We start from the raw sequence: 19890 nt of genomic DNA on the forward strand, positions 1-19890 counted from the left end.
GCAAGAACTGCGTTCAGCGGGAGGTTGCCATCCGATGAGGTCCATAGCGTTTGCCGACTTCCTCATCGGCCTGGGAATCCTGTTTGTGCTGGAAGGCCTGATGTTCGCGGCGAGCCCGGCCTGGATGCGCCGGGCGATGAAGAGCGCGATGACGACGCCGGACAACATTCTGCGCGCGGTGGGTATCGGGTCGGCGGTCGTGGGCCTGCTCCTGATCTGGCTGGTTCGCCGCTAGCGCGCCAGCCGAGCCGACCTTGGCAAATCGCCTGCGGAATCAACGAAATCGTGAGCCGCCGATGGCCGGTTTTTCGCCGAAATGCCCGGTTCAAATGCTTGCGCCTCAGACCCGTTCGGGCGCACTGTGGACCCCAAATCGACCCGTTGGAGAGAAGCTGACATGACCGGAGCCAGACCCGCTTTGAGCCGTCGCCTGCGCATGATGGGGGCTGCGATTTCACTCGGCGCTGTCGGCGCTCTGGCTTCAGCGCCGGCTTTCGCGCGGGGCCCGGACGGCATCGCCGACATCGCCGAAAAGGTGATCGACGCCGTCGTCAATATCTCGACCTCGCAGAACGTCGAGGCCAAGGGTGGTGGTGGCGGCGACCGGCAGGCCACGCCGCAATTGCCGCCGGGTTCGCCGTTCGAGGAATTCTTCGACGACTTCTTCAAGAACCGGCGCGGCGGCGCTCCCAAGGGAGGCGAGCGAAGCGAGATGCAGCCGCGCAAGACCAATTCGCTCGGCTCCGGTTTCATCATCGATACCGCTGGCGTCGTCGTCACCAATAATCACGTCATCGCCGATGCCGACGAGATCAACATCATCATGAACGACGGCACCAAGATCAAGGCCGAACTGGTCGGTGTCGACAAGAAGACCGATATCGCGGTGTTGAAATTCAAGCCGGTGAAGCCGCTGGTCGCGGTCAAGTTCGGCGAGTCCGACAAGCTGCGTCTCGGCGAATGGGTGATTGCGATCGGCAATCCCTTCAGCCTCGGCGGCTCGGTGACGGCCGGTATCGTCTCGGCGCGCAACCGCGATATCAGCCAGGGGCCCTACGACAGCTACATCCAGACAGACGCCTCCATCAACCGCGGCAATTCCGGCGGTCCGCTGTTCAACCTCGAGGGTGAAGTGGTCGGCGTCAACACGCTGATCATCTCGCCGACCGGCGGTTCGATCGGCCTCGGCTTTGCGGTGCCTTCGAAGACCGTGATCGGCGTAGTCAATCAGCTCCGGGAGTTCGGCGAGCTGCGCCGCGGCTGGCTCGGCGTCCGCATCCAGCAGGTCACCGACGAGATCGCCGAAAGCCTCAACATCAAGCCGGCGCGCGGCGCGCTTGTCGCCGGCATCGACGACAAGGGTCCGGCCAAGCCCGCCGGGATCGAGCCCGGCGACGTCGTGGTCAAGTTCGACGGCAAGGACGTCAAGGATCCGAAGGACCTGTCGCGCGTGGTCGCCGACACCGCGGTCGGCAAGGAAGTCGAAGTCGTCGTCATCCGCAAGGGCGCGGAGGAAACCAAGAAGGTGACGCTCGGCCGGCTCGAGGATAACGAGAAGGTGCAGCAGGCCGCCGCCAAGTCGAAGGACGAGCCCGCCGCCGAGAAGCCGGTGACGCAAAAGGTGCTCGGTCTGGATCTGGCCGCCCTGAGCAAGGATCTGCGCGGAAAATACAAGATCAAGGACAGCGTCAAGGGCGTGGTCATCACCGGCGTCGACAATGCCTCCGATGCCGCCGAGAAGCGGCTGTCCGCCGGCGACGTCATCGTCGAGGTGGCGCAGGAGGCGGTGACGAACACCGCCGATGTCAAGAAGCGGGTCGATCAGATCAAGAAGGACGGGCGCAAGTCGGTCCTGCTGATGGTTGCCAACGGCGAAGGCGAGTTGCGCTTCGTGCCGCTGCTCGTGCAGTGATATGTCGTCCCGGCCTAGTGCGCAATTGCGCACGGGGCCGGGACCCATACACTGCGGCCGTGCTGATTGAGGCAGTGGCTGATACCTTCCAGGCAACCGCCACCGGTGGTTATGGGTCCCGGCCTTCGCCGGGACGACGCCGAAATCCCACCTCCACAAATTCATCTCGACGATACCGCCGCGCATGCGCGCCTGATCGTAACCCAATCCAGCACGACCCGACCTCGTGACCGGGGTGCGCAAGCACCCCTGCGTCACGTCGCGCCTGCCCGCGTCCAATGTCGATTAATTGCTTCCTTGGACGGGGGCCATAACCGACGATCGGCATCTCGGAAAACAGCGGGATCACCTCAACGGTCCCAACAGGCTGGCCGGGAGGTCCAAAGGGAGGACGCGGGGCTTGCGGGTGGGACCGGTCAGGGGCCGGCGCCATCATTGTCACCAAGCATGCCGTCAGAGCCCCTGGCGGCCCATGGAGATCACTCATGCCGCGCGCCAGATCCATCCCCGCCGCCGCGTTTGCGGCATGTGCCGTGCTCTGCTGGTCGATCGTCGGGCCCACGATGGCGGCGGCGCAGGATCTTGTGAAAGCGCGGCTGGCGCAGAATCTCGGTCCGATATCGGGCCTCGTCATCGTCGCCAAGGCGAAGGGAATGTTCGAAAAGCAGGGGCTCGACATTACCGTCGCCAACTTCACCTCGGGCAAGCAATGCCTGGATACCGTGCTGGGCGGCGGCGCCGATTTTGCGACCACGGCCGAAGCGCCCGTGACCGCGGCGGCGATGGCAAACCAGCCGATCGCGTTCGTCGCCGGCATGGAATACTCCGATCTCAAGACCATGACGGCGGCAAAGGCCGGGATCAGGACCAAGGCCGATCTGCGCGGCAAGAAGATCGGCTTCACAGCGGGCACCGGCAGCGAAGTCTACACCGCGACGCTGCTGAAGGCCGCGGGCCTGACGCCGGGCGACGTGACGCTGGTCAACCTGCGGCCGCAGGAAATGCTGCCGGCGATGGCGGCCGGCAGCATCGACGCGTTCGATACCTGGGAGCCGCATATCGCCAACGCCAGGAAGGCGCTTGGCGAGAACGCGGTGCTGCTCGACACCAAGGGCCTGTATTCCGAGACCTTCAACATCGTGGTGACGCGGCCCTATCTCGACGCCAACGGCCCGCTGGTGCAGAAATTCTTACGGGCCTTGCTGGACGCCGAGGCCTGGCTGAAGGCGAACCCGGACGAGGCGATCACGACCATCGCCGATATCGTCGGCATGAAGCGCGACGAACTCGCTGCGATCTGGCAGGACTACGTCTACCGCGTCCGTATCGACGATCAGTTGCTCGGCATTCTCAAGCTGCATGCGGCGTGGCGGCTGGAGAGCGGCAACCACCCGCCGGGCGCGACGATGCCTGACTTCGCCAAGGTGCTGGCGCTCGAGCCGCTGCGCGGCATCGATGCCAGCCGCGTTACCGTCTCGGCCAAATAGCAGATGAAGCGGATCAATATCCTGGTCGGCGCGCTCTCGATCCCGCTCTTTGTCGTGGCATGGGAAGTGATCGCACGGTCGGGAATCGTCAACGCCGTGCTGTTTCCGCCGCCGTCGGTCGTCGCGGTCGCCGTGGTCGAATGGGTGCGAAGCGGGCAGTTCTTCCTCGATCTCGGGGCGAGCCTCTATCGCGTCGTGACCGGGTTCGTGGTGGGGGCGGCGCTTGGCATAGCGCTCGGCGTTCTGACCGGGCAGTTTGCGCTGGTATCAAGCCTGCTGTCGCCGCTGTTTCATATCCTGCGGCCGATACCGCCGATCGCGTTCGTTCCGATCGTGATCCTCTGGTTCGGCCTGTCTGAAACCGGCAAGCTGTTCCTGGTGGTCTGGGGCGTCTTCTTTACGGTGTGGCTGTCGACGCATATCGGCGTGCAGAAGGTCGACCGCGGCCTGATCCGGGCGGCGCAGATGCTCGGGACGCCGCGGCGCCAGATGCTGCAGGAGATCGTGCTGCTCGGCGCCTTGCCCTACATCGTGGTCGGGCTTCGAACCGCGATCAGCATTTCATTCTACACGCTGGTGGCGGCCGAACTGGCGGGCGCTTTTGCCGGCATCGTCTACCGGATCGAGATCGCGCAGCAGAATCTGCAGACCGGCCAGGTGATGGGCGGGTTGGCAGCGCTCGGATTGATGTCCTTTGTCGCCGACCGACTGTTCGCGGCGGTCGCGGAACGCACGGTGTGGTGGCGATGAAGCAGATGGTACATCGGTCCGAGCCGGCGTTGGCGCTTGCACATCCACAGCCGTCACCTGCAGGAGACCGCGCGGTGGCCCGCACCATCATCAGCGTCGTCGATCTCAGCATCGTGTTCGACACGCCGCAGGGGCAGGTGATTGCCGTCGATCGGGTGACATTCAGCGTGGCTCATGGCGAGTTTGTCTGCATCGTGGGTCCATCCGGATGTGGCAAGTCGACGGTGCTCAACACCATCGCAGGCCTGGAGACGCCGTACAGCGGCGCGGTGATCGTGGACGGCAAGCCGATGCAGCGGCCGCGGCCCGATGTCGGCATGGTGTTCCAGCAGCCGCATCTGTTTCCCTGGAAATCCGTCCGCAAGAACATCGTCCATGGTCCGCGCATGCTGGGTAAGTCGCGGAGCGAGGCCAGGGCGATTGCCGATGGGCTGATCGAGATGATCGGTCTCAATCGTTTCGCCGACGCCTATCCGCACACGCTGTCCGGTGGTATGCAGCAGCGCGTTGCGATTGCACGCGCGCTCGCCAACCAGCCGCGCGTGCTTCTGATGGACGAGCCGTTCGGCGCGCTCGACGCCCAGACCCGCAGCGTGATGCAGGACAGTCTGCTCGAATTGCGCGAGCGCATCGATGCCACGGTCGTGTTCGTCACCCACGACATCGACGAGGCCATTCTGCTGGCGGACCGGGTCCTGATCATGAGCGCGGGCCCCGGACGCATCCTGCGCGATCTCAGCGTCGATCTGCCGCGGCCGCGTTCCAACGCCATCATGCTCGATCCTGCCTACCTTGCGCTGAAGAAGGATTGTCTCGACCTGATCCGGTCCGAAGGCCGTCGCGCCTTCGATCAGTCGAGCGCCGGCTGACGGTGCTAAATTGCGGCTTTGTTGGCACGAGTCTTGAATTGACTAGCTCAATTCAAGGAGGCGACCATGACAGCAGCACATGCGAGAGCCGCGGCCGGAATCATGCTGGCGGAATCGGACAGCCTCGTGCGCCCGCTGCCGGGTCTGCTGGATGAACTGTGCGAGGCGGATCGGCAGCGCCTGCGCGGTATAGGCCGCGACAAGCCTCTCGAAACCGGCCAGTTCGTCTGGCAGCAGGGCGATGGTCAGACCGGAATCTATTTGATCCGATCCGGCCGCATTCGCAGCTACTACGTCGCGCCGTCAGGGCGCGAGGTGACGCTGGCCTACTGGTTTCCGGGCAACTTCGTCGGCGGCCCGGATTTGTTCGGCACCGGACCGCATATGTGGACATCGGTGGCGGTCGAGGCGAGCGAGCTGACATTTCTGCCGGGGCCGGCGCTGAAGAAAGTCGCGCTGGAGTCCGCCCCACTGGCGGTCGCGCTGCTGGACGCGCTCGCCTTCAAGGCGCGGTGCTATTCGGCGATGGCGCAGATGCTGGGGACGCGCTCGGTCACCGAGCGGCTGCATCGCCTGCTGATTTTCCTGTCGCGGATACACGGCATCCGCAACGGCCGCGAAACCACCATCGCGGTGCCGTTTACGCATGGCGACCTCGCCAACCTGATCGGCTCAACCCGGCAATGGGTCACCGTTCAGCTCGCGCGCATGCAGCAGCGCGGCATCATCCAATATCATCGGGGGTTGATCTCGATCCTGAACATGCCGGCGCTGGATCTTGAAGTGGTCTAGCGCGGGATGAGATGAGGTTGGGCCGTGACGATGGACCATCTTTCTCGCACCCGGGACACAACATATCGTGGGGTGCTCGCGAGCCGAGGCACATTCCCTACTGTGCATGGGGTTGTTTTCGCGATTTTGTGTCGAGCCGCCGCGCCAGCGCGATCAGCGCCCGGTCGGACCAGGCCGGCGCCAGCAGCGTCACCCCCATGGGGATGCCGTTCGGCAACACGCCGTTCGGGATCGCTACCGCGCAGAGATCCAGCAGATTGGCGAAGTAGGAGTAGTGGCCGAGGCGGTTGTTCAGCGTGATCGGATCGCTGTGCATCTCGTCCAGCAGGAACGGTCGCGGCGCCGTGGGCACCACCAGCGCATCGACACCGGCGAGAAGGCCTTGTGATTGCCGGCGCAGCCGCAACAACCGGTGCATCGCGGTGAAAGTGTCGATCGCCGAATAGCTGGTGGCCGTCCGAAGCACGGTTTTTGTAACATCGAGCAGGCGATCGGTATCGACCTCCATCAGCGCTGATATCGAGGCACGTCTTTCCGCGACCCAGGGTCCGGCGAACATCATCGCGCCGGCCTCGGCGAACGGCGCAAAATCGATCTCGACCGCGGTACCGCCGAGGCTGGAAAACCTGTCGCAGGCCTGCTCGTAGAGCGCGCCGCATTCGGGCATGCCGAAGAATTCGAGATCGTTGGCCATGAGGCGGCCGAACCTGAACTTGCCGGCGGCGCGGGCGCTGACGGACGCCGGCGCGGGCCGGCTGTACGGATCCTCGGGATCGAAGCCTTCCATGACGTCCAGGATCGCGGCGCCGTCCTGTACCGAATTGCAGAAGATCGAGACGCAATCCAGCGTCGGGCAATTCGGCACCAGGCCACGCGACGACACCAGTCCGACCGTCGGCTTGATGCCGACGATGTCGTTGAACCCGGCGGGAATGCGGCCCGAGCCGCCGGTATCGGTGCCAAGCGCGAACGTGACGTGGCCGGCGGCGACCGCGACCGCCGAGCCCGAACTGGAGCCGCCCGAGACATAGCGCGGGTCTGCGACGGCAGCGCAGGATCCGTAGGGCGAGCGCGCGCCGGAGAGGCCGGTGGCGAGTTGATCGAGATTGGTCTTGCCGATGCAGATCGCGCCGGCCGCAATCAAGCGTTCGACGCTTTCGGCGGAACGCGCCGGCATGTAGCTGAATGCCGGGACGGCGGCCGTCGTCGGCATGCCCGCAACGTCGATATTGTCTTTGACGCCGAACAGGACACCGAGCAGGGGGAGGGTTTCGCCGGAATCGGCGCGTGTCATCAGCGTGCGGCAATGATCCCGCGTCTCCGCGATCGGGCGGACATGGATCCAGCAGTTCCGGTCACGCTCGGTCTCGATCCGCCGATAGGCTGTCTCGATGGCCTGCAGCGGGTCGCTCCCGGCAGGGGAGGACGTTGCGAATCGTAGATTGATTTGGTTCACCTGAAAGAACTCCACCCGCGCTGCTCTCTGCAAAACTGGGCGAGCGGGTCGTCACGAACAAGCAATTAAATGCTTCGTGTTCAGGTGCAGCGGTGATTCACGCCGTCACAAATTCATCGCGCCGATAGCCCTGCGCATAGAGCAATGCGGTGAGATCGCCGTGGTCGATCCGGGCGGCGGCGGCCGCCGCCACGGCCGGCTTGGCGTGATAGGCGACGCCGAGGCCGGCGGCCTCGATCATGCCGAGATCGTTGGCGCCGTCACCGGTCACCAGCGTGTCGATGTCGTCGAGATCAAATGACTCGGTGAGTTCGACCAGCGTCGCGAGTTTGGTGGCGCGGCCCAGGATCGGCTCGGTGACTTCGCCCGTGAGCTTGCCGCCCGACACCTTCAACTCGTTGGCGCGGTTTTCCTGGAACCCGATCATCGCGGCGACCGCGTTGGTGAACAGCGTAAAACCGCCCGAGATCAGGCAGGTGTAGGCGCCGTTGGCGCGCATGGTCATGACCAGTTCGCGGCCGCCCGGGGTCGCCGTGATGCGCTTTTTCAGCACCTCATCGACCACGCCGACCGGCATGTCCTTGAGCAGCGCGACGCGCTCGCGCAGCGCCGGCTCGAACTCGATTTCGCCGCGCATCGCGCGTTCGGTGATGGCGGCGACGTGCGCCTTCAGTCCGGCAAAATCGGCCAGTTCGTCGATGCATTCCTGGCCGATCATGGTGGAATCCATGTCGGCGAGAAAAAGCTTCTTGCGCCGGAAGGCGGCAGGCTGCACCACAATGTCGATCGGCAGGTCGCCCCGCGCCTGGCGCAGGCGGGCCTCGATCGCCTTGATATCCTCGCTGCCGGTGAAGGGGATATCGACCGCAACTTCGTCGAACAGCCATTGGGCCGTGCCGGGCGAGGGCAGGACGGCCAGCGCGCCGTCGACGATGGTGGAGTCGAGCGCGGGGTTGACGGGATTGCAGATGAGCGTGGCGACGAGGGACATGCAGGCGAATTCGCGTTTGGGGAATAAGGCCGTGCTTATCGCAGGGCCGACCGCCAGCGGCAAGTCGGCGCTGGCCCTTGAGCTGGCGCAAAAGACCGGCGGCGTCGTCATCAATACCGATTCCATGCAGGTCTATCGCGATCTCCGCATCATCACGGCCCGCCCGACGCCTGCCGAAGAGGCGCAGGCGCCGCATTGGCTCTATGGCCATGTCGATGCCGCCGTGAATTTTTCCGCCGGCGCGTGGGTCGCGGACGCCGCCAAAATGCTGTCGGAAGCACAAGCCGCAAAACGCCTGCCAATCTTCGTCGGCGGTTCCGGCCTCTATTTCAAGGCGCTGACGCGCGGCCTGTCGGCGGTGCCGCCGATCCCGGCCGAAGTGCGTGACAGCGTGCGCGCGCGGCTGGAGCTCGATGGCGTCGAAGCGTTGCATGCGGAGCTCGCAAAGCGCGACCCGGCAACGGCGGAACGCCTGAAGCCGCGCGACCGCGCCCGCATCGCACGGGCGCTCGAAGTGGTCGAGGCCACCGGCCGCGCGCTGACCGACTGGCACCGTGAAGGCCTGCCGCCGCTGCTGCCGCAAGGCGAGTTTCACGCGCTATTTCTGGCACCCGAGCGCGACCATCTCTATGCCCGGATCGATGCGCGGTTCGATGCGATGCTGGCAGCAGGCGCATTGGAGGAGGTGGCCGGACTGGCCGCCCGACACCTCGCCCCTCTGCTGCCGGCGATGAAGGCCCATGGCGTGCCGGCGCTGATCCGGCATTTGAAGGGCGAGATCAGCCAAGCGGAGGCCGCCGAGATCGGCCGCGCCGACACCCGCCACTATGCCAAGCGGCAGTTCACCTGGTTCCGGCACCAATTGCCGGAGTTTGAGTGGGTGGCGCCGGAGGCGGCGCGGGGGTGGGTGGCCACCGTCATGCCGGGGCGCGAAGCGAACCCGGAATCTCGAGATTCCCCGGGGGCGCAATAGCGCCCCTGAGGTCTGGTCCTTCGGACCATCCTGGAATGACGGAGGCGTCGTAGGGCCCCGCGCATGGCAGGGAACAGCAAATTCGCACTCGCCGAACGGCCGGAACCCCGTTACACTGCCTTAATCGGGCTGAAAGCGTCCTTCCCTTGACTTCCGGGGTCCGATCGCTATAACGCGCGTAATCTTCGGGAAGTCTGGACCGTCCTATGCGTAATATTATTACCAAGCTCCTTATCGTAGTCGTACCCTGGCGCACCGCCCGGGATGGCTGAGGCCATCCAATTGCAGGCGGTGTGCATAGGGCCTCTGGGGCCCTTTTTTATTTCCCAAATCCAAACCGACGAAGCCGCGCAGACACAGCGCATCCGGAGCAAGCCAAGGAAAACGTCATGACCGACAAGAGCCACGATCCGAACCAGATGACCGGTGCCGCGATGATCGTGCGCGCGCTCATCGATCATGGCGTCCAGCATTTGTTCGGCTATCCCGGCGGTGCGGTGCTTCCGATCTATGACGAGATCTTCCAGCAGAGCGAGGTCGAGCACATCCTGGTGCGGCACGAGCAGGGCGCCGGCCACGCCGCCGAAGGCTATGCGCGCTCGACCGGCAAGCCGGGCGTCGTGCTGGTGACTTCCGGCCCCGGCGCCACCAACATGGTGACGCCGCTGACGGACGCGCTGATGGATTCGATTCCGCTGGTCTGCATCACCGGGCAGGTGCCGACGCATTTGATCGGCAATGACGCGTTCCAGGAATGCGACACCGTCGGCATCACGCGACCCTGCACCAAGCACAATTGGCTGGTGCGCGACGTCAACGATCTCGCGAAAGTGTTGCACGAGGCGTTTTACGTCGCCACGACCGGCCGTCCCGGACCCGTCGTGGTCGACGTGCCAAAGGACGTGCAGTTCGCGACCGGCACCTATCATCCGCCGCGCAAGTCCGACGTGCATGTTTCCTACACGCCGCGGGTCAAGGGCGACGCGTCGCAGATCCGCAAAGCCGTGGCGCTGCTCGCCGGCGCAAAGCGCCCGGTGATCTACAGTGGCGGCGGCGTCATCAATTCCGGACGCGAAGCCTCGAAACTGCTGCGCGAACTGGTCGAAGTCACCGGCTTTCCGATCACTTCGACCCTGATGGGCCTCGGCGCCTATCCCGCGACCGGCAAGAACTGGCTCGGCATGCTCGGCATGCACGGCACGTATGAATCCAACATGGCGATGCATGATTGCGACGTCATGCTGTGCGTCGGCGCCCGTTTCGACGACCGCATCACCGGCCGCACCGACGCGTTCTCGCCGGGCTCGAAGAAGATCCACATCGACATCGATCCGTCCTCGATCAACAAGAATATCCACGTCGACGTGCCGATCATCGGCGACTGCGGCAACGTGCTCGGCGACCTGTTGCAGGTGTTCAAGGCGGAAGCGAAAAAGCCGGACATCAAGGCGTGGTGGCAGGAGATCGCCGTATGGCGGGCGCGCAATTCGCTCGCCTACCGGAAGAACAGCGAAGTGATCCTGCCGCAATACGCCATCGAGCGCCTGTTCGAGGCGACGCGCGGGCACGACACCTACATCACGACCGAAGTCGGTCAGCACCAGATGTGGGCAGCGCAGTTCTTCGGTTTCGAGGAGCCGCACCGCTGGATGACCTCGGGCGGGCTCGGCACCATGGGCTACGGGCTGCCGGCCGCGCTCGGCGTCCAGGTCGCGCACCGGGACAGCCTCGTGATCGATATCGCGGGCGACGCCTCGGTGCAGATGACGATGCAGGAGATGTCGACGGCGGTACAGTTTGAACTGCCGATCAAGATCTTCATCCTGAACAACCAGTATATGGGCATGGTGCGGCAGTGGCAGCAGCTGCTGCACGGCAACCGGCTGTCGCATTCCTATTCGGAGGCGCTGCCGGATTTCGTCAAGCTGGCGGACGCGTTCGGCTGTGTCGGCCTGCAGGCGATCAAGCCCGGCGATCTCGACGGCGCGCTCAAGGAAATGATCTCGATCAAGCGCCCGGTGCTGTTCGATTGCCGCGTCGCGGCGCTGGAAAATTGCTTCCCGATGATTCCGTCCGGCAAGGCGCACAATGAAATGCTGTTGCCGGCGGAAGCGACCGACGAGGCGACCGCGGCGGCCTTTGCCGGCGGCAAGGCGCTGGTGTGAGGTCAGATGTTTGATCTGGGGCAACTCGAGCACGCGCACAGGATCGTCGGGGCCGCGATGCCGTCGACGCCGGCGCATGCGTGGCCGCTGCTCGCGCAGCGGCTCGGCGCCGACGTGGTCGTCAAGCACGAGAACCACACGCCGATCGGTGCCTTCAAGGTGCGGGGCGGGCTGGTCTATGTCGAGCGGCTGCAACGCGAGCGGGCGCAGACCTCAGGAATTATCTCGGCGACCCGCGGCAATCACGGCCAGAGTCTCGCTTTCGCCGCACGCCGTTTCGGCGTACCGGCGACGATCTATGTGCCGCATGGCAATTCGGTCGAGAAAAACCAGTCGATGCGCGCCTTGGGCGCCAACCTCATCGAGCATGGCGAGGATTTTCAGTCCGCCCGCGAGGAATGCGAGCGTCACGCCGAACGCGAGGGCCTCGAACTGGTGCCCTCGTTCCACCGCGACCTCGTGATGGGCGTTGCCACCTACGCGCTGGAATTGCTGCGTGCTGCGGGCGATATCGATGTGCTCTATGTGCCGATCGGGCAGGGCTCCGGCATCTGCGGCTGCATCCTGGCGCGTGATCTGCTCGGGCTAAAGACGGAAATCGTCGGCGTGCAGTCGACGGAAGCGCCGTCCTATGCGCTGTCGTTCGCTGCCGGCACCGTGGTGAAGACCAACAGCAGCAACACGCTGGCCGACGGCATGGCGACGCGCGTCCCCGACGCCGAAGCGCTGGCGATCATTCGCAAGGGCGCCTCGCACATCGTCCAGGTGACCGACGACGAAATCGCCGATGCGGTGCGCGCCTACTGGACTGATACCCACAATCTCGCTGAAGGCGCCGGCGCCGCCGCGCTTGCTGCTGCCCTGCAGGAGAAGTCGAAGCTCCGCGGCAAGCGGGTTGGGCTGATCCTGTCCGGCGGCAATATCGATTTCGATCTGTTCTGGAAATGGATCGCCCGCAACGAAAATGTCACCGCCGCCAAGGCACTGGCGTAGCCAAGATTTGGGAACGACAATGAATCAGCCTGCATCCGCCTATTTCCTCGAAGAGCGCCACGATCCGACCGAGTCGCACACGCTCTCGGTGCTCGTGCAGAACGAGCCGGGCGTGCTCGCGCGCGTGATCGGGCTGTTCTCCGGCCGCGGCTACAACATCGAAAGCCTCACCGTCTCCGAGACCGAGAGCCAGAAACATCTCTCCCGCATCACCATCGTCACGACCGGCACGCCGATGGTGATCGAGCAGATCAAGCACCAGCTCGACCGCATGGTTCCGGTCTATCGCGTCGTCGACATGACGCTGACCGGCCGCTCGATCGAACGCGAGCTCGCCATGGTGAAGGTGCGCGGCGGCGGCGACAACCGCGTCGAGGCGCTGCGGCTGGCGGACGCGTTCCGCGCCCGCGTGATCGATGCCACCACCGAAAGCTTCGTGTTCGAGATCACCGGCAATTCGGCCAAGGTCAGTCAATTCATCGACCTGATGCGACCGATCGGCCTTGTCGAGGTGTCGCGCACCGGCGTTGCCGCGATCGGACGCGGGCCTGAGGGGATGTGAACCATGCTGGCGCGCGACTGGTATTACAATCAACGGCGGCAACTCGGGCTCGATTCCGCCGTCGCCTCGATCTACGACCGGCATGACGACAGCGACATCCGCGCCCGCGCGGCGCTGACCATGCTCGGCGTCGAGCGCGGCTGGCGGATGGCCGATATCGGCTGCGGCAACGGCGTATTGGCGGTCGAGGCGGCGCTGATGGGCGCCGAGGTCGACGCCATCGACATCTCGCCGGCGATGCTGGCGCTCGCCAACATCCAGGCGCGCGACCGCAAGGTCGCGGTCCGCACCCAGCCGGCGGGCATGCTGAGCTTCGCCTATCAGCCGAATTCCTACGACCTGATCGTCAGCGAGTTCACGCTGCATCATCTGCCGGATTTCTGGAAGGCGGTGGCGCTGGCGCGGATTTTTGCGGCGCTGAAGCCCGGCGCGAATTTCTACCTGCGCGACATCGTCTTCGTCAGCATGCCCGACGGCGTCGATCGCGACGTCGAGGCGTGGGCCGATTTCTCGATCAAGAACCACGATTTCGAGCGCGAGAGCGTGGTCACCCATATGCGCGACGAGTACTCGACCTTCGGCTGGGTGATCGAACGCATGCTGACCGATGTCGGCTTCACGCTGGAATCGGTCGACTACCACGCGCCGCTGCACGGCACTTATCTTTTGCGCAAACCGAAGCCGGACCACCAACAAAGCTAAAAAATGCAACCGGCCGATGTCGGCTTCGCCATCATGCTGCTGGCGAAGCGCTTGCAGGCCTCATCAGAACAGTTCTGCCAAAGATCGCGTGAGGCCACCATGTCACATTCGCTCCTGATCGCCTTCGTGCTGTTCGCCACCGTGATGTTCTTCACGCCGGGGCCGAACAACATCATGCTGCTGTCCTCGGGGCTGACTTACGGGTTCCGCCCGACCATCCCGCACATCGCCGGGATCACTGTCGGCTTTGCCTTCATGGTCGGCGCGGTCGGGCTTGGCCTTGGCACCATCTTCATCGCCTATCCGGTGCTGCAGACGGTCCTGAAATATGCCGGCGTCGTTTACCTGATCTATCTTGCCGCCGCGATCGCGATGTCCGGGCCGGTTTCGGCCGACCAGGACAACCGCCGCGGGCCGATGACCTTCTGGGGCGCGGCCATGTTCCAATGGGTCAACGCCAAGGGCTGGGTCATGGTGATCGGCACCATCACGGCCTATGCGGCGATCGCGGCCTATCCCTGGAACATCGCGATCCAGGTCGTCCTGAGCCTGTTGCTGGGGGTGCTTTCCTGCACCGCCTGGGCCTTGTTCGGCAGCGCGCTGCGGCCGGTGCTGACCTCGCCGAGGGCGGTGCGGGCCTTCAATATCGTGATGGCGGTGCTGCTGCTGGCCTCGCTCTACCCGGTCTTCATGGACGCATGATGCCGCACCGCGCCATGCAGAAACGGGTTTCCTTTGACGCGAAAAATGCTCTAGACAACGCCGGAAATTCGCGGGCGACCGGCGCTCCATCTTAACCCAAATGCCTGATTAACCGGCCTGATTTGGCCACCGATGAGGAAACGACTATGCGAGTTTATTACGATCGTGATGCCGACCTGAACCTGATCAAGGGCAAGAAAGTCGTCATCGTCGGCTACGGCAGCCAGGGCCACGCCCATGCGCTGAACCTGAAGGATTCCGGCGTCAAGGAAGTGGCCATTGCGCTGCGCAAGGGCTCGGCTTCGGCCAAGAAGGCGGAGGCCGCCGGCTTCAAGGTGATGGAAGTCGCCGAAGCCGCCAAATGGGCCGATCTCGTCATGATGCTCACCCCCGACGAACTGCAGGGCGACATCTACCGCGAGCATCTGCACGACAACATGAAGAAGGGAGCGGCGCTTGTGTTCGCGCACGGCCTCAACGTGCATTTCAACCTGCTCGACCCGCGCGCCGATCTCGACGTGCTGATGATCGCGCCGAAGGGCCCCGGCCACACCGTGCGCTCGGAATATCAGCGCGGCGGCGGCGTGCCCTGCCTGATCGCGATCGCCAAGGACGTGTCCGGCAACGCCCACGACCTCGGCCTGTCCTATGCCTCGGCCGTTGGTGGCGGCCGCGCCGGCATCATCGAGACCACGTTCAAGGAAGAGTGCGAGACCGATTTGTTCGGCGAGCAGGTGGTGCTCTGCGGCGGCCTGGTCGAATTGATCAAGGGCGGCTACGAGACGCTGGTGGAAGCCGGCTACGCGCCGGAGATGGCCTATTTCGAGTGCCTGCACGAAGTGAAGCTGATCGTCGACCTGATCTATGAAGGCGGCATCGCCAACATGAACTACTCGATCTCCAACACCGCCGAATACGGCGAATACGTCACCGGCCCGCGCATCGTGACCGCCGAGACCAAGGCCGAGATGAAGCGCGTTCTCGCCGACATCCAGAGCGGCAAGTTCGCCCGCGACTGGATGCTGGAGAACAAGGTCAACCAGACCTCGTTCAAGGCCACCCGCGCCAAGCTCGCCGAACATCCGATCGAGGAAGTCGGCGCCAAGCTCCGCGACATGATGCCGTGGATCAAGAAGGGCGCGCTGGTCGATAAGACCAAGAACTAAGCGGCTTTAGGTCAAAATGGAAGTCGGGGCCGCGCATTGCGCGGCCCTTTTCATTTCTTCGCGCTAGGTGCGATCAGCGCCCGCCTACCGCTCGATCCTGTTGTGAAGTTGCCAGAAGCGCACGGTGCGCTGGGCGGTCTCCATCGACAGTCGCTTGTAGTCCCGCTGGGCGACGGCCAGAGTCTGGTCGTCGATGCGGCGCTTCACCGGGCGGTTGCGCAGGATGCTCTCGACCGTCGGCCAGTTCAGCCGGGCCGACCGGCAGGGAATCAGGATGAGGTCGGAGCGGGGCCCTTCGATCAGGCGGGCCATCATTTCGGCCGGCACGTCGTTGAGGACCGCGAGCGAGACCATGACCTCGTCGAACTTTTTGCTCTCGGCGAAACCATAGACCGCTGCGTCGTCCAGCTCTTTCAATTCCATCATCAGCCTGACCAGTTCTTCGGCCACGCGGAAGTCGCGTCCGGACGGAGGTCCCTCGCGCACGATGTCTTCGATCACCCGCCGGATCTCTTCCTGGAGTGCGGGCGGCGCAAGGGCCAACAGCCGGGTGCGAACGGCGTCCTTGGCGCGGCGCAGCAGGTCGCGCAGGAACTTGATCGGAAGATCGAGGCGCAGGCCGAGGATCTCGACCAGTTCGTCGTCAGCTTCGGAATGGGCCACCATGCCGGAATAGCCGGCTTCGGAGAACCGCGCGGTTGCGTTCTTCGCGAGCCTGCGAATGACCTTGGTTTGGCCGCGATCGACGATCACGTCGGTGACGGCCTCCGGCAAGTTGTCGCGCGCCGAAATTGCGAGCAGATGGTCCTGGCCCTTGCTGCTGGCGATCTCGACCAGCGCTTCGACGCTGATGCGGCTGGAATGGGTGAGCACCTCGCCGGCGACCGCGATTTCATCGTCCCATGCGAGGTATTGAATGACTTCGAACGGCGCATAGTCGAGCGGCGCCAGCCGCTTGCTGAGCTCGGTTCTTGCCCGTGTCTCGACGCGTGCGATCAAGAGGCAGAGCACGTCGTCAAACACCTTGACCTGGTCTTCGCTGAGGCGTTCGCCGTCATTGAGGAAAAGATCAGTGACCTGACGGAGGGTTTCGACGCGCCGGGCTGGCGATCCACCCCTTACGGCATCTTCGAGTTCGGCGATAATCGAGTGAGCCGGCTGTTGCGCCATTGTGGCGGCCTGTTTGTTGTTTCAACTTCAGCACGCACAATGGCGAACGCGGTCTTTCGCGAGCGTTAAGGCGAAAGCCCGTAGAAATGCGGAACGGCAGCACTGAAAACAGGCAATTGCGAAATTCGCAACCATTGTCGCGAATTCGCCGCAGAACATTGTCCGCTTTGCATTCCCGATTGCTTTACCACGCACGCGACGCTGCATGCCGTTATATTGCGCCGTGATCAGCGCCTAACCGCCGGCATTCGCATAATTTGCGCCGTTTCCGGTATTTTGACCGGCAGCTATCCTCTCCAAACCGTTGCGAAAAAAACTCGAAGGCGAAGCGCTTCGACAACAGGCCATCAAGCCCGGTCCGCTGCCGAGGAGGCGGTCCATGATGCGCGGCGCTAAGGATTTTTTCACGATGAATTCTGTTAAGGCTGCCGGAATGCGTTCTTCAACCTCCCGCGCAAGAACGGGGGCGTGCGCGCGCACCGTCGTGACGGGAGTTTTGGCCGCCGCCGCCGCGCATTGCACTTCTCTCGATCCGGATTACATCAGCCCCGCTTCACAGAGGGGGAGACAATCATGAGATCCGTCGTCATCACCGGTGCATCCACCGGCATCGGCTGGGCTGCCGCGAAACTGCTGCTCGATCGTGGCTTTCGCGTGTTCGGCAGCGTGCGCAAGCAGGCCGACGCGGACCGCCTCAGGGTTGAGTTCGGCGCCAATTTCACGCCGCTGCGGTTCGACGTCACCGACGAGGCCGCGGTGCTGGCCGCGGCGCGCGAGGTGCGCAGCCAATTGAACGGCGAAACGCTCGCGGGCCTCGTCAACAATGCCGGCATCGCGGTGGCAGGTCCCGTGCTTGAACTCGCGGCCGACGAATTCCGCCGCCAGATGGAGGTCAATGTGATCGGGCCGGTTATCGCGACGCAGGCGTTCGGCCCGCTGCTCGGCGCCGATCCGTCATTGAAGGGACCAAAGGGGCGCGTCGTCATGATCTCGTCGGTCTCGGGGAAAAATGGCGTCCCGATGACGTCGGCCTATGCGGCCTCCAAGCACGCGATCGAGGGGCTGTCGGAGAGCCTGCGCCGCGAATTGATGCTGTTCGGGATCGACGTCATCATCATCGCGCCCGGCGCGGTAAAAACGCCGATCTGGAGCAAGGCCGAGGACGTCGACATATCCGGCTACAAGAACTCGCCGTTCTTTCCGGCGCTGCAAAAGGTCCGCGCCTACATGCTGCAACTTGGTTCGATCGGATTGCCCGCGGAGAAAATCGCCGCGAAGATCTTCGACGCGCTGACGCTGCCAAATCCCAGGGTTCGCTATTCGATCGTGCCCGATCCGCTTCAGGTGTTGGCGGCGGCGCTGCTGCCCAAGCGCACCATCGACAAGATCATCGCCAGACGCCTCGGCCTGACGCCGCAGGCATGACGACGATTGGCAAGACCAGCGCGGAACTGACCGAACTCGTCAACGAGGCGCTTGGCGATCAACCGGGATGCGAAACGGCGCGCATCACCGGTCTTCAACCGGTGCCGGGCGTCCGCGGCGGCCGCAACTGGGAAATTCCGAGCGTCGCGCTCGGCGACAGCCTGATCAGCGACGTCGATCGCGCCGTGATCACGATTCATCGCCGATTGGGCCGCACGTTTCATCTGATCTGATATGACCGTACGAGCGCGCAGGCGTTATGGCCGTCATCCCGCCTGCACCGTGTGCGGCGTTCGCGCCGCGGCCATGCTGATCATCCGCAAAGCGAACACCGCCAGCAGCGGGATCAGGAACACCGCGTATAGCGGCATGTCGGGAATTCGCTTGCCGAACGAGACCATGAATTGAAACAGCAGATAATAGCCGCCGATCAGATGCAACCTGCGCCAGGCGCTCGCGCCGAGGGCTTTGGCTGACCGGTCGAATGACGTTGCCGTCATCGCGATGATGACGGCATAGCCGATGCCGCCGAAAATGTAGGAGGCGAGCGAGGTCGCGGCCGCATAACCCGCGGGATCCATCATTGCGAAGGCGGCGATCGCAATCGCATGAATGCCGTGCGAGGCTGCGAAGGTCACGCCGAGGTAACGGCGGTTGCGGCGCTGCCATCGCGTCCAGGCGTTGGGCCAGAGCCGCGCCAGCGCAGCGGCGCTGAAGGCGAGACAAAAGAACAGCAGCGAGGTCCGCGCCGTGAAGCGGATCACCATGCGCACGCCATCGACCTCGAATTGCCGCATGCCGGCGATCCAGACGCTAAGCGCGAGCAGGGTCAGCGCCAGCACGGCAAACAGCCGCCAGCCTTCGAACCAGTTTCGACGGCTTTCCGACATCGCGCGCTCCCCCTGCAATAAATGTAATCATCAGTTACATATGCGCGTCACGCATCGTCAACCCGTGTAATCGTTGCTTACATTCACAAGAGGGTGATGTTAGGAGGGACGATGCGTTCCTCGGCCAAGCCTCCGTCCGCCAAACTGCCGGCCAAGCCGCGCCGCCGCACGGCGCGCGCGCCGGCGGCAAAGCCCTATCATCATGGCGATCTCCGCCGGGTTCTGATCGACGCCGCGCTGCAACTGGTCGGCGAGGGCGGTCCTGACGCGGTCAGTGTCCGCGAGGCTGCCCGCCGTGCCGGGGTGTCGCCGGGGGCGCCGTTCCGGCATTTTCCCAGCCGCGACGCCCTGATGAACGCGGTTGCCGAGGAGGCGCAGCGCAGGTTCCGGGCCGAGATCGAAGCGGCGCTGGCCGAGGCACCGGCCAGCAATCCGGCCAACAAGCCCTTGGGCCGGTTTCGCTGCCTGGGGCTCGCTTATCTGCGCTGGGCGATGAGGAACCCGACCCATTTCGAGATCATTTCCAGCCGCCGTTTTTTTGATCACGACGAGGCGGCCGGCGTCTCGCACGACAATGCCGAACTGATCGACCTTACCGAGCGCACGCTGGCGGAGGCGTTTGCGCAGGGGCAATTGCGCTCGGCGGACCTGAAACAGGTGCAGATCGCCGGCCGGGCGCTGGTCTATGGCTTCGCCCGGATGAATATCGACGGTCATTTTCCGCGCTGGGGCGTCGCCGGCGCGGACGCCGAGCGAACCGCGGAAGCGATCCTCGATCTCTTCATCGAAGGTATCGCCAAAGTTCCCAGCAAATCCGCTTGATGCGTTTGAGGAGCTTTCCGCCGCGCGTAACGCACGAAGCCGGAACCGGCAATCTCGCCGCGC

21 protein-coding genes are annotated in these 19890 nt (G+C 64.2%); 16 read left to right on the forward strand and 5 right to left on the reverse strand.

What is annotated here, in order from left to right; translation table 11 throughout:
• The first annotated feature begins 34 nt into the window (after nucleotides 1–34).
• From JQ597_RS22270 to JQ597_RS22295, 6 genes are all read left to right on the forward strand, one after another.
• Nucleotides 35–235 carry a DUF2065 domain-containing protein gene (locus tag JQ597_RS22270; protein ID WP_192737988.1) on the forward strand — a complete coding sequence of 67 codons (201 nt, stop codon included), beginning with the start codon at nucleotides 35–37 and terminating at the stop codon, nucleotides 233–235.
• A gap of 162 nt (nucleotides 236–397) precedes the next feature.
• The gene (locus JQ597_RS22275; protein ID WP_212266464.1) at nucleotides 398–1912 is read left to right on the forward strand and encodes a Do family serine endopeptidase; all 1515 of its coding nucleotides are present in this window, start codon (nucleotides 398–400) and stop codon (nucleotides 1910–1912) included.
• 485 nt (nucleotides 1913–2397) lie between these two features.
• Nucleotides 2398–3399 carry an NrtA/SsuA/CpmA family ABC transporter substrate-binding protein gene (locus tag JQ597_RS22280; protein WP_212266466.1) on the forward strand — a complete coding sequence of 334 codons (1002 nt, stop codon included), beginning with the start codon at nucleotides 2398–2400 and terminating at the stop codon, nucleotides 3397–3399.
• Nucleotides 3400–3402: 3 nt separating this feature from the next.
• Nucleotides 3403–4149, forward strand: coding sequence for an ABC transporter permease (locus tag JQ597_RS22285; protein ID WP_212266468.1), 747 nt, complete (start codon nucleotides 3403–3405; stop codon nucleotides 4147–4149).
• A gap of 5 nt (nucleotides 4150–4154) precedes the next feature.
• Nucleotides 4155–5018: an ABC transporter ATP-binding protein gene (locus JQ597_RS22290; protein ID WP_212266670.1), complete on the forward strand. Its 864-nt coding sequence runs from the start codon at nucleotides 4155–4157 to the stop codon at nucleotides 5016–5018.
• A 66-nt stretch (nucleotides 5019–5084) separates the two neighbouring features.
• Nucleotides 5085–5810 carry a Crp/Fnr family transcriptional regulator gene (locus JQ597_RS22295; RefSeq protein ID WP_212266470.1) on the forward strand — a complete coding sequence of 242 codons (726 nt, stop codon included), beginning with the start codon at nucleotides 5085–5087 and terminating at the stop codon, nucleotides 5808–5810.
• Between the two features lie 97 nt (nucleotides 5811–5907).
• Here the strand turns inward: JQ597_RS22295 and atzF are convergent, their stop codons facing one another.
• Both atzF and serB read right to left on the reverse strand, forming a co-directional pair.
• Nucleotides 5908–7266: an allophanate hydrolase gene (gene atzF / locus JQ597_RS22300; RefSeq protein ID WP_212266472.1), complete on the reverse strand. Its 1359-nt coding sequence runs from the start codon at nucleotides 7264–7266 to the stop codon at nucleotides 5908–5910.
• 97 nt (nucleotides 7267–7363) lie between these two features.
• Nucleotides 7364–8257, reverse strand: a complete 894-nt coding sequence (gene serB, locus JQ597_RS22305; RefSeq protein WP_212266474.1) for a phosphoserine phosphatase SerB — start codon at nucleotides 8255–8257, stop codon at nucleotides 7364–7366.
• Here serB and miaA point away from each other — a divergent pair.
• The 7 genes from miaA to ilvC all read left to right on the forward strand — a co-directional run bounded on the left by miaA (nucleotide 8256) and on the right by ilvC (nucleotide 15520).
• Nucleotides 8256–9230 carry a tRNA (adenosine(37)-N6)-dimethylallyltransferase MiaA gene (gene miaA, locus JQ597_RS22310; protein WP_212266673.1) on the forward strand — a complete coding sequence of 325 codons (975 nt, stop codon included), beginning with the start codon at nucleotides 8256–8258 and terminating at the stop codon, nucleotides 9228–9230. The genes serB and miaA overlap by 2 nt on opposite strands.
• Before the next feature lie 389 nt (nucleotides 9231–9619).
• Nucleotides 9620–11395: an acetolactate synthase 3 large subunit gene (locus JQ597_RS22315; RefSeq protein ID WP_212266476.1), complete on the forward strand. Its 1776-nt coding sequence runs from the start codon at nucleotides 9620–9622 to the stop codon at nucleotides 11393–11395.
• 6 nt (nucleotides 11396–11401) lie between these two features.
• Nucleotides 11402–12388, forward strand: a complete 987-nt coding sequence (locus JQ597_RS22320) for a threonine dehydratase (protein ID WP_212266478.1) — start codon at nucleotides 11402–11404, stop codon at nucleotides 12386–12388.
• Nucleotides 12389–12407: 19 nt separating this feature from the next.
• A complete protein-coding gene (gene ilvN, locus JQ597_RS22325) occupies nucleotides 12408–12950 on the forward strand; it encodes an acetolactate synthase small subunit (RefSeq protein WP_192737977.1) in 543 nt (180 codons plus the stop codon).
• Between the two features lie 3 nt (nucleotides 12951–12953).
• Nucleotides 12954–13652 (forward strand): class I SAM-dependent methyltransferase, encoded by a 699-nt coding sequence (locus tag JQ597_RS22330; RefSeq protein WP_212266480.1) that lies wholly within the window; start codon nucleotides 12954–12956, stop codon nucleotides 13650–13652.
• Between the two features lie 99 nt (nucleotides 13653–13751).
• The gene (locus JQ597_RS22335; protein ID WP_212034450.1) at nucleotides 13752–14354 is read left to right on the forward strand and encodes a LysE family translocator; all 603 of its coding nucleotides are present in this window, start codon (nucleotides 13752–13754) and stop codon (nucleotides 14352–14354) included.
• A 146-nt stretch (nucleotides 14355–14500) separates the two neighbouring features.
• Nucleotides 14501–15520, forward strand: a complete 1020-nt coding sequence (gene ilvC / locus JQ597_RS22340; RefSeq protein ID WP_212034449.1) for a ketol-acid reductoisomerase — start codon at nucleotides 14501–14503, stop codon at nucleotides 15518–15520.
• Between the two features lie 84 nt (nucleotides 15521–15604).
• Here ilvC and JQ597_RS22345 read toward each other — a convergent pair whose 3' ends face one another.
• A complete protein-coding gene (locus JQ597_RS22345; RefSeq protein ID WP_212266482.1) occupies nucleotides 15605–16690 on the reverse strand; it encodes a DUF2336 domain-containing protein in 1086 nt (361 codons plus the stop codon).
• 234 nt (nucleotides 16691–16924) lie between these two features.
• Nucleotides 16925–17212: a hypothetical protein gene (locus JQ597_RS22350; RefSeq protein WP_212266484.1), complete on the reverse strand. Its 288-nt coding sequence runs from the start codon at nucleotides 17210–17212 to the stop codon at nucleotides 16925–16927.
• A gap of 51 nt (nucleotides 17213–17263) precedes the next feature.
• On the opposite strand from JQ597_RS22350, the gene JQ597_RS22355 reads away from it, so the two are divergent.
• Complete coding sequence (locus tag JQ597_RS22355; protein ID WP_212266486.1) at nucleotides 17264–18115, forward strand: SDR family oxidoreductase; 852 nt, start codon at nucleotides 17264–17266, stop codon at nucleotides 18113–18115.
• On the forward strand, nucleotides 18112–18348 hold the full coding sequence (locus JQ597_RS22360; protein WP_212266488.1) for a hypothetical protein: 237 nt from the start codon (nucleotides 18112–18114) through the stop codon (nucleotides 18346–18348). The genes JQ597_RS22355 and JQ597_RS22360 overlap by 4 nt, the downstream gene beginning before the upstream one ends.
• A 33-nt stretch (nucleotides 18349–18381) precedes the next feature.
• Here JQ597_RS22360 and JQ597_RS22365 read toward each other — a convergent pair whose 3' ends face one another.
• Nucleotides 18382–19005: a hypothetical protein gene (locus JQ597_RS22365; RefSeq protein ID WP_212266490.1), complete on the reverse strand. Its 624-nt coding sequence runs from the start codon at nucleotides 19003–19005 to the stop codon at nucleotides 18382–18384.
• Nucleotides 19006–19116: 111 nt separating this feature from the next.
• Here JQ597_RS22365 and JQ597_RS22370 point away from each other — a divergent pair, with 111 nt between their 5' ends.
• The gene (locus JQ597_RS22370) at nucleotides 19117–19827 is read left to right on the forward strand and encodes a TetR/AcrR family transcriptional regulator (RefSeq protein WP_212266492.1); all 711 of its coding nucleotides are present in this window, start codon (nucleotides 19117–19119) and stop codon (nucleotides 19825–19827) included.
• The last annotated feature ends 63 nt before the right edge of the window (nucleotides 19828–19890 follow it).

Origin of the sequence: Bradyrhizobium sp. AUGA SZCCT0177, assembly GCF_018130125.1 — a bacterium.
Lineage (GTDB): Bacteria > Pseudomonadota > Alphaproteobacteria > Rhizobiales > Xanthobacteraceae > Bradyrhizobium.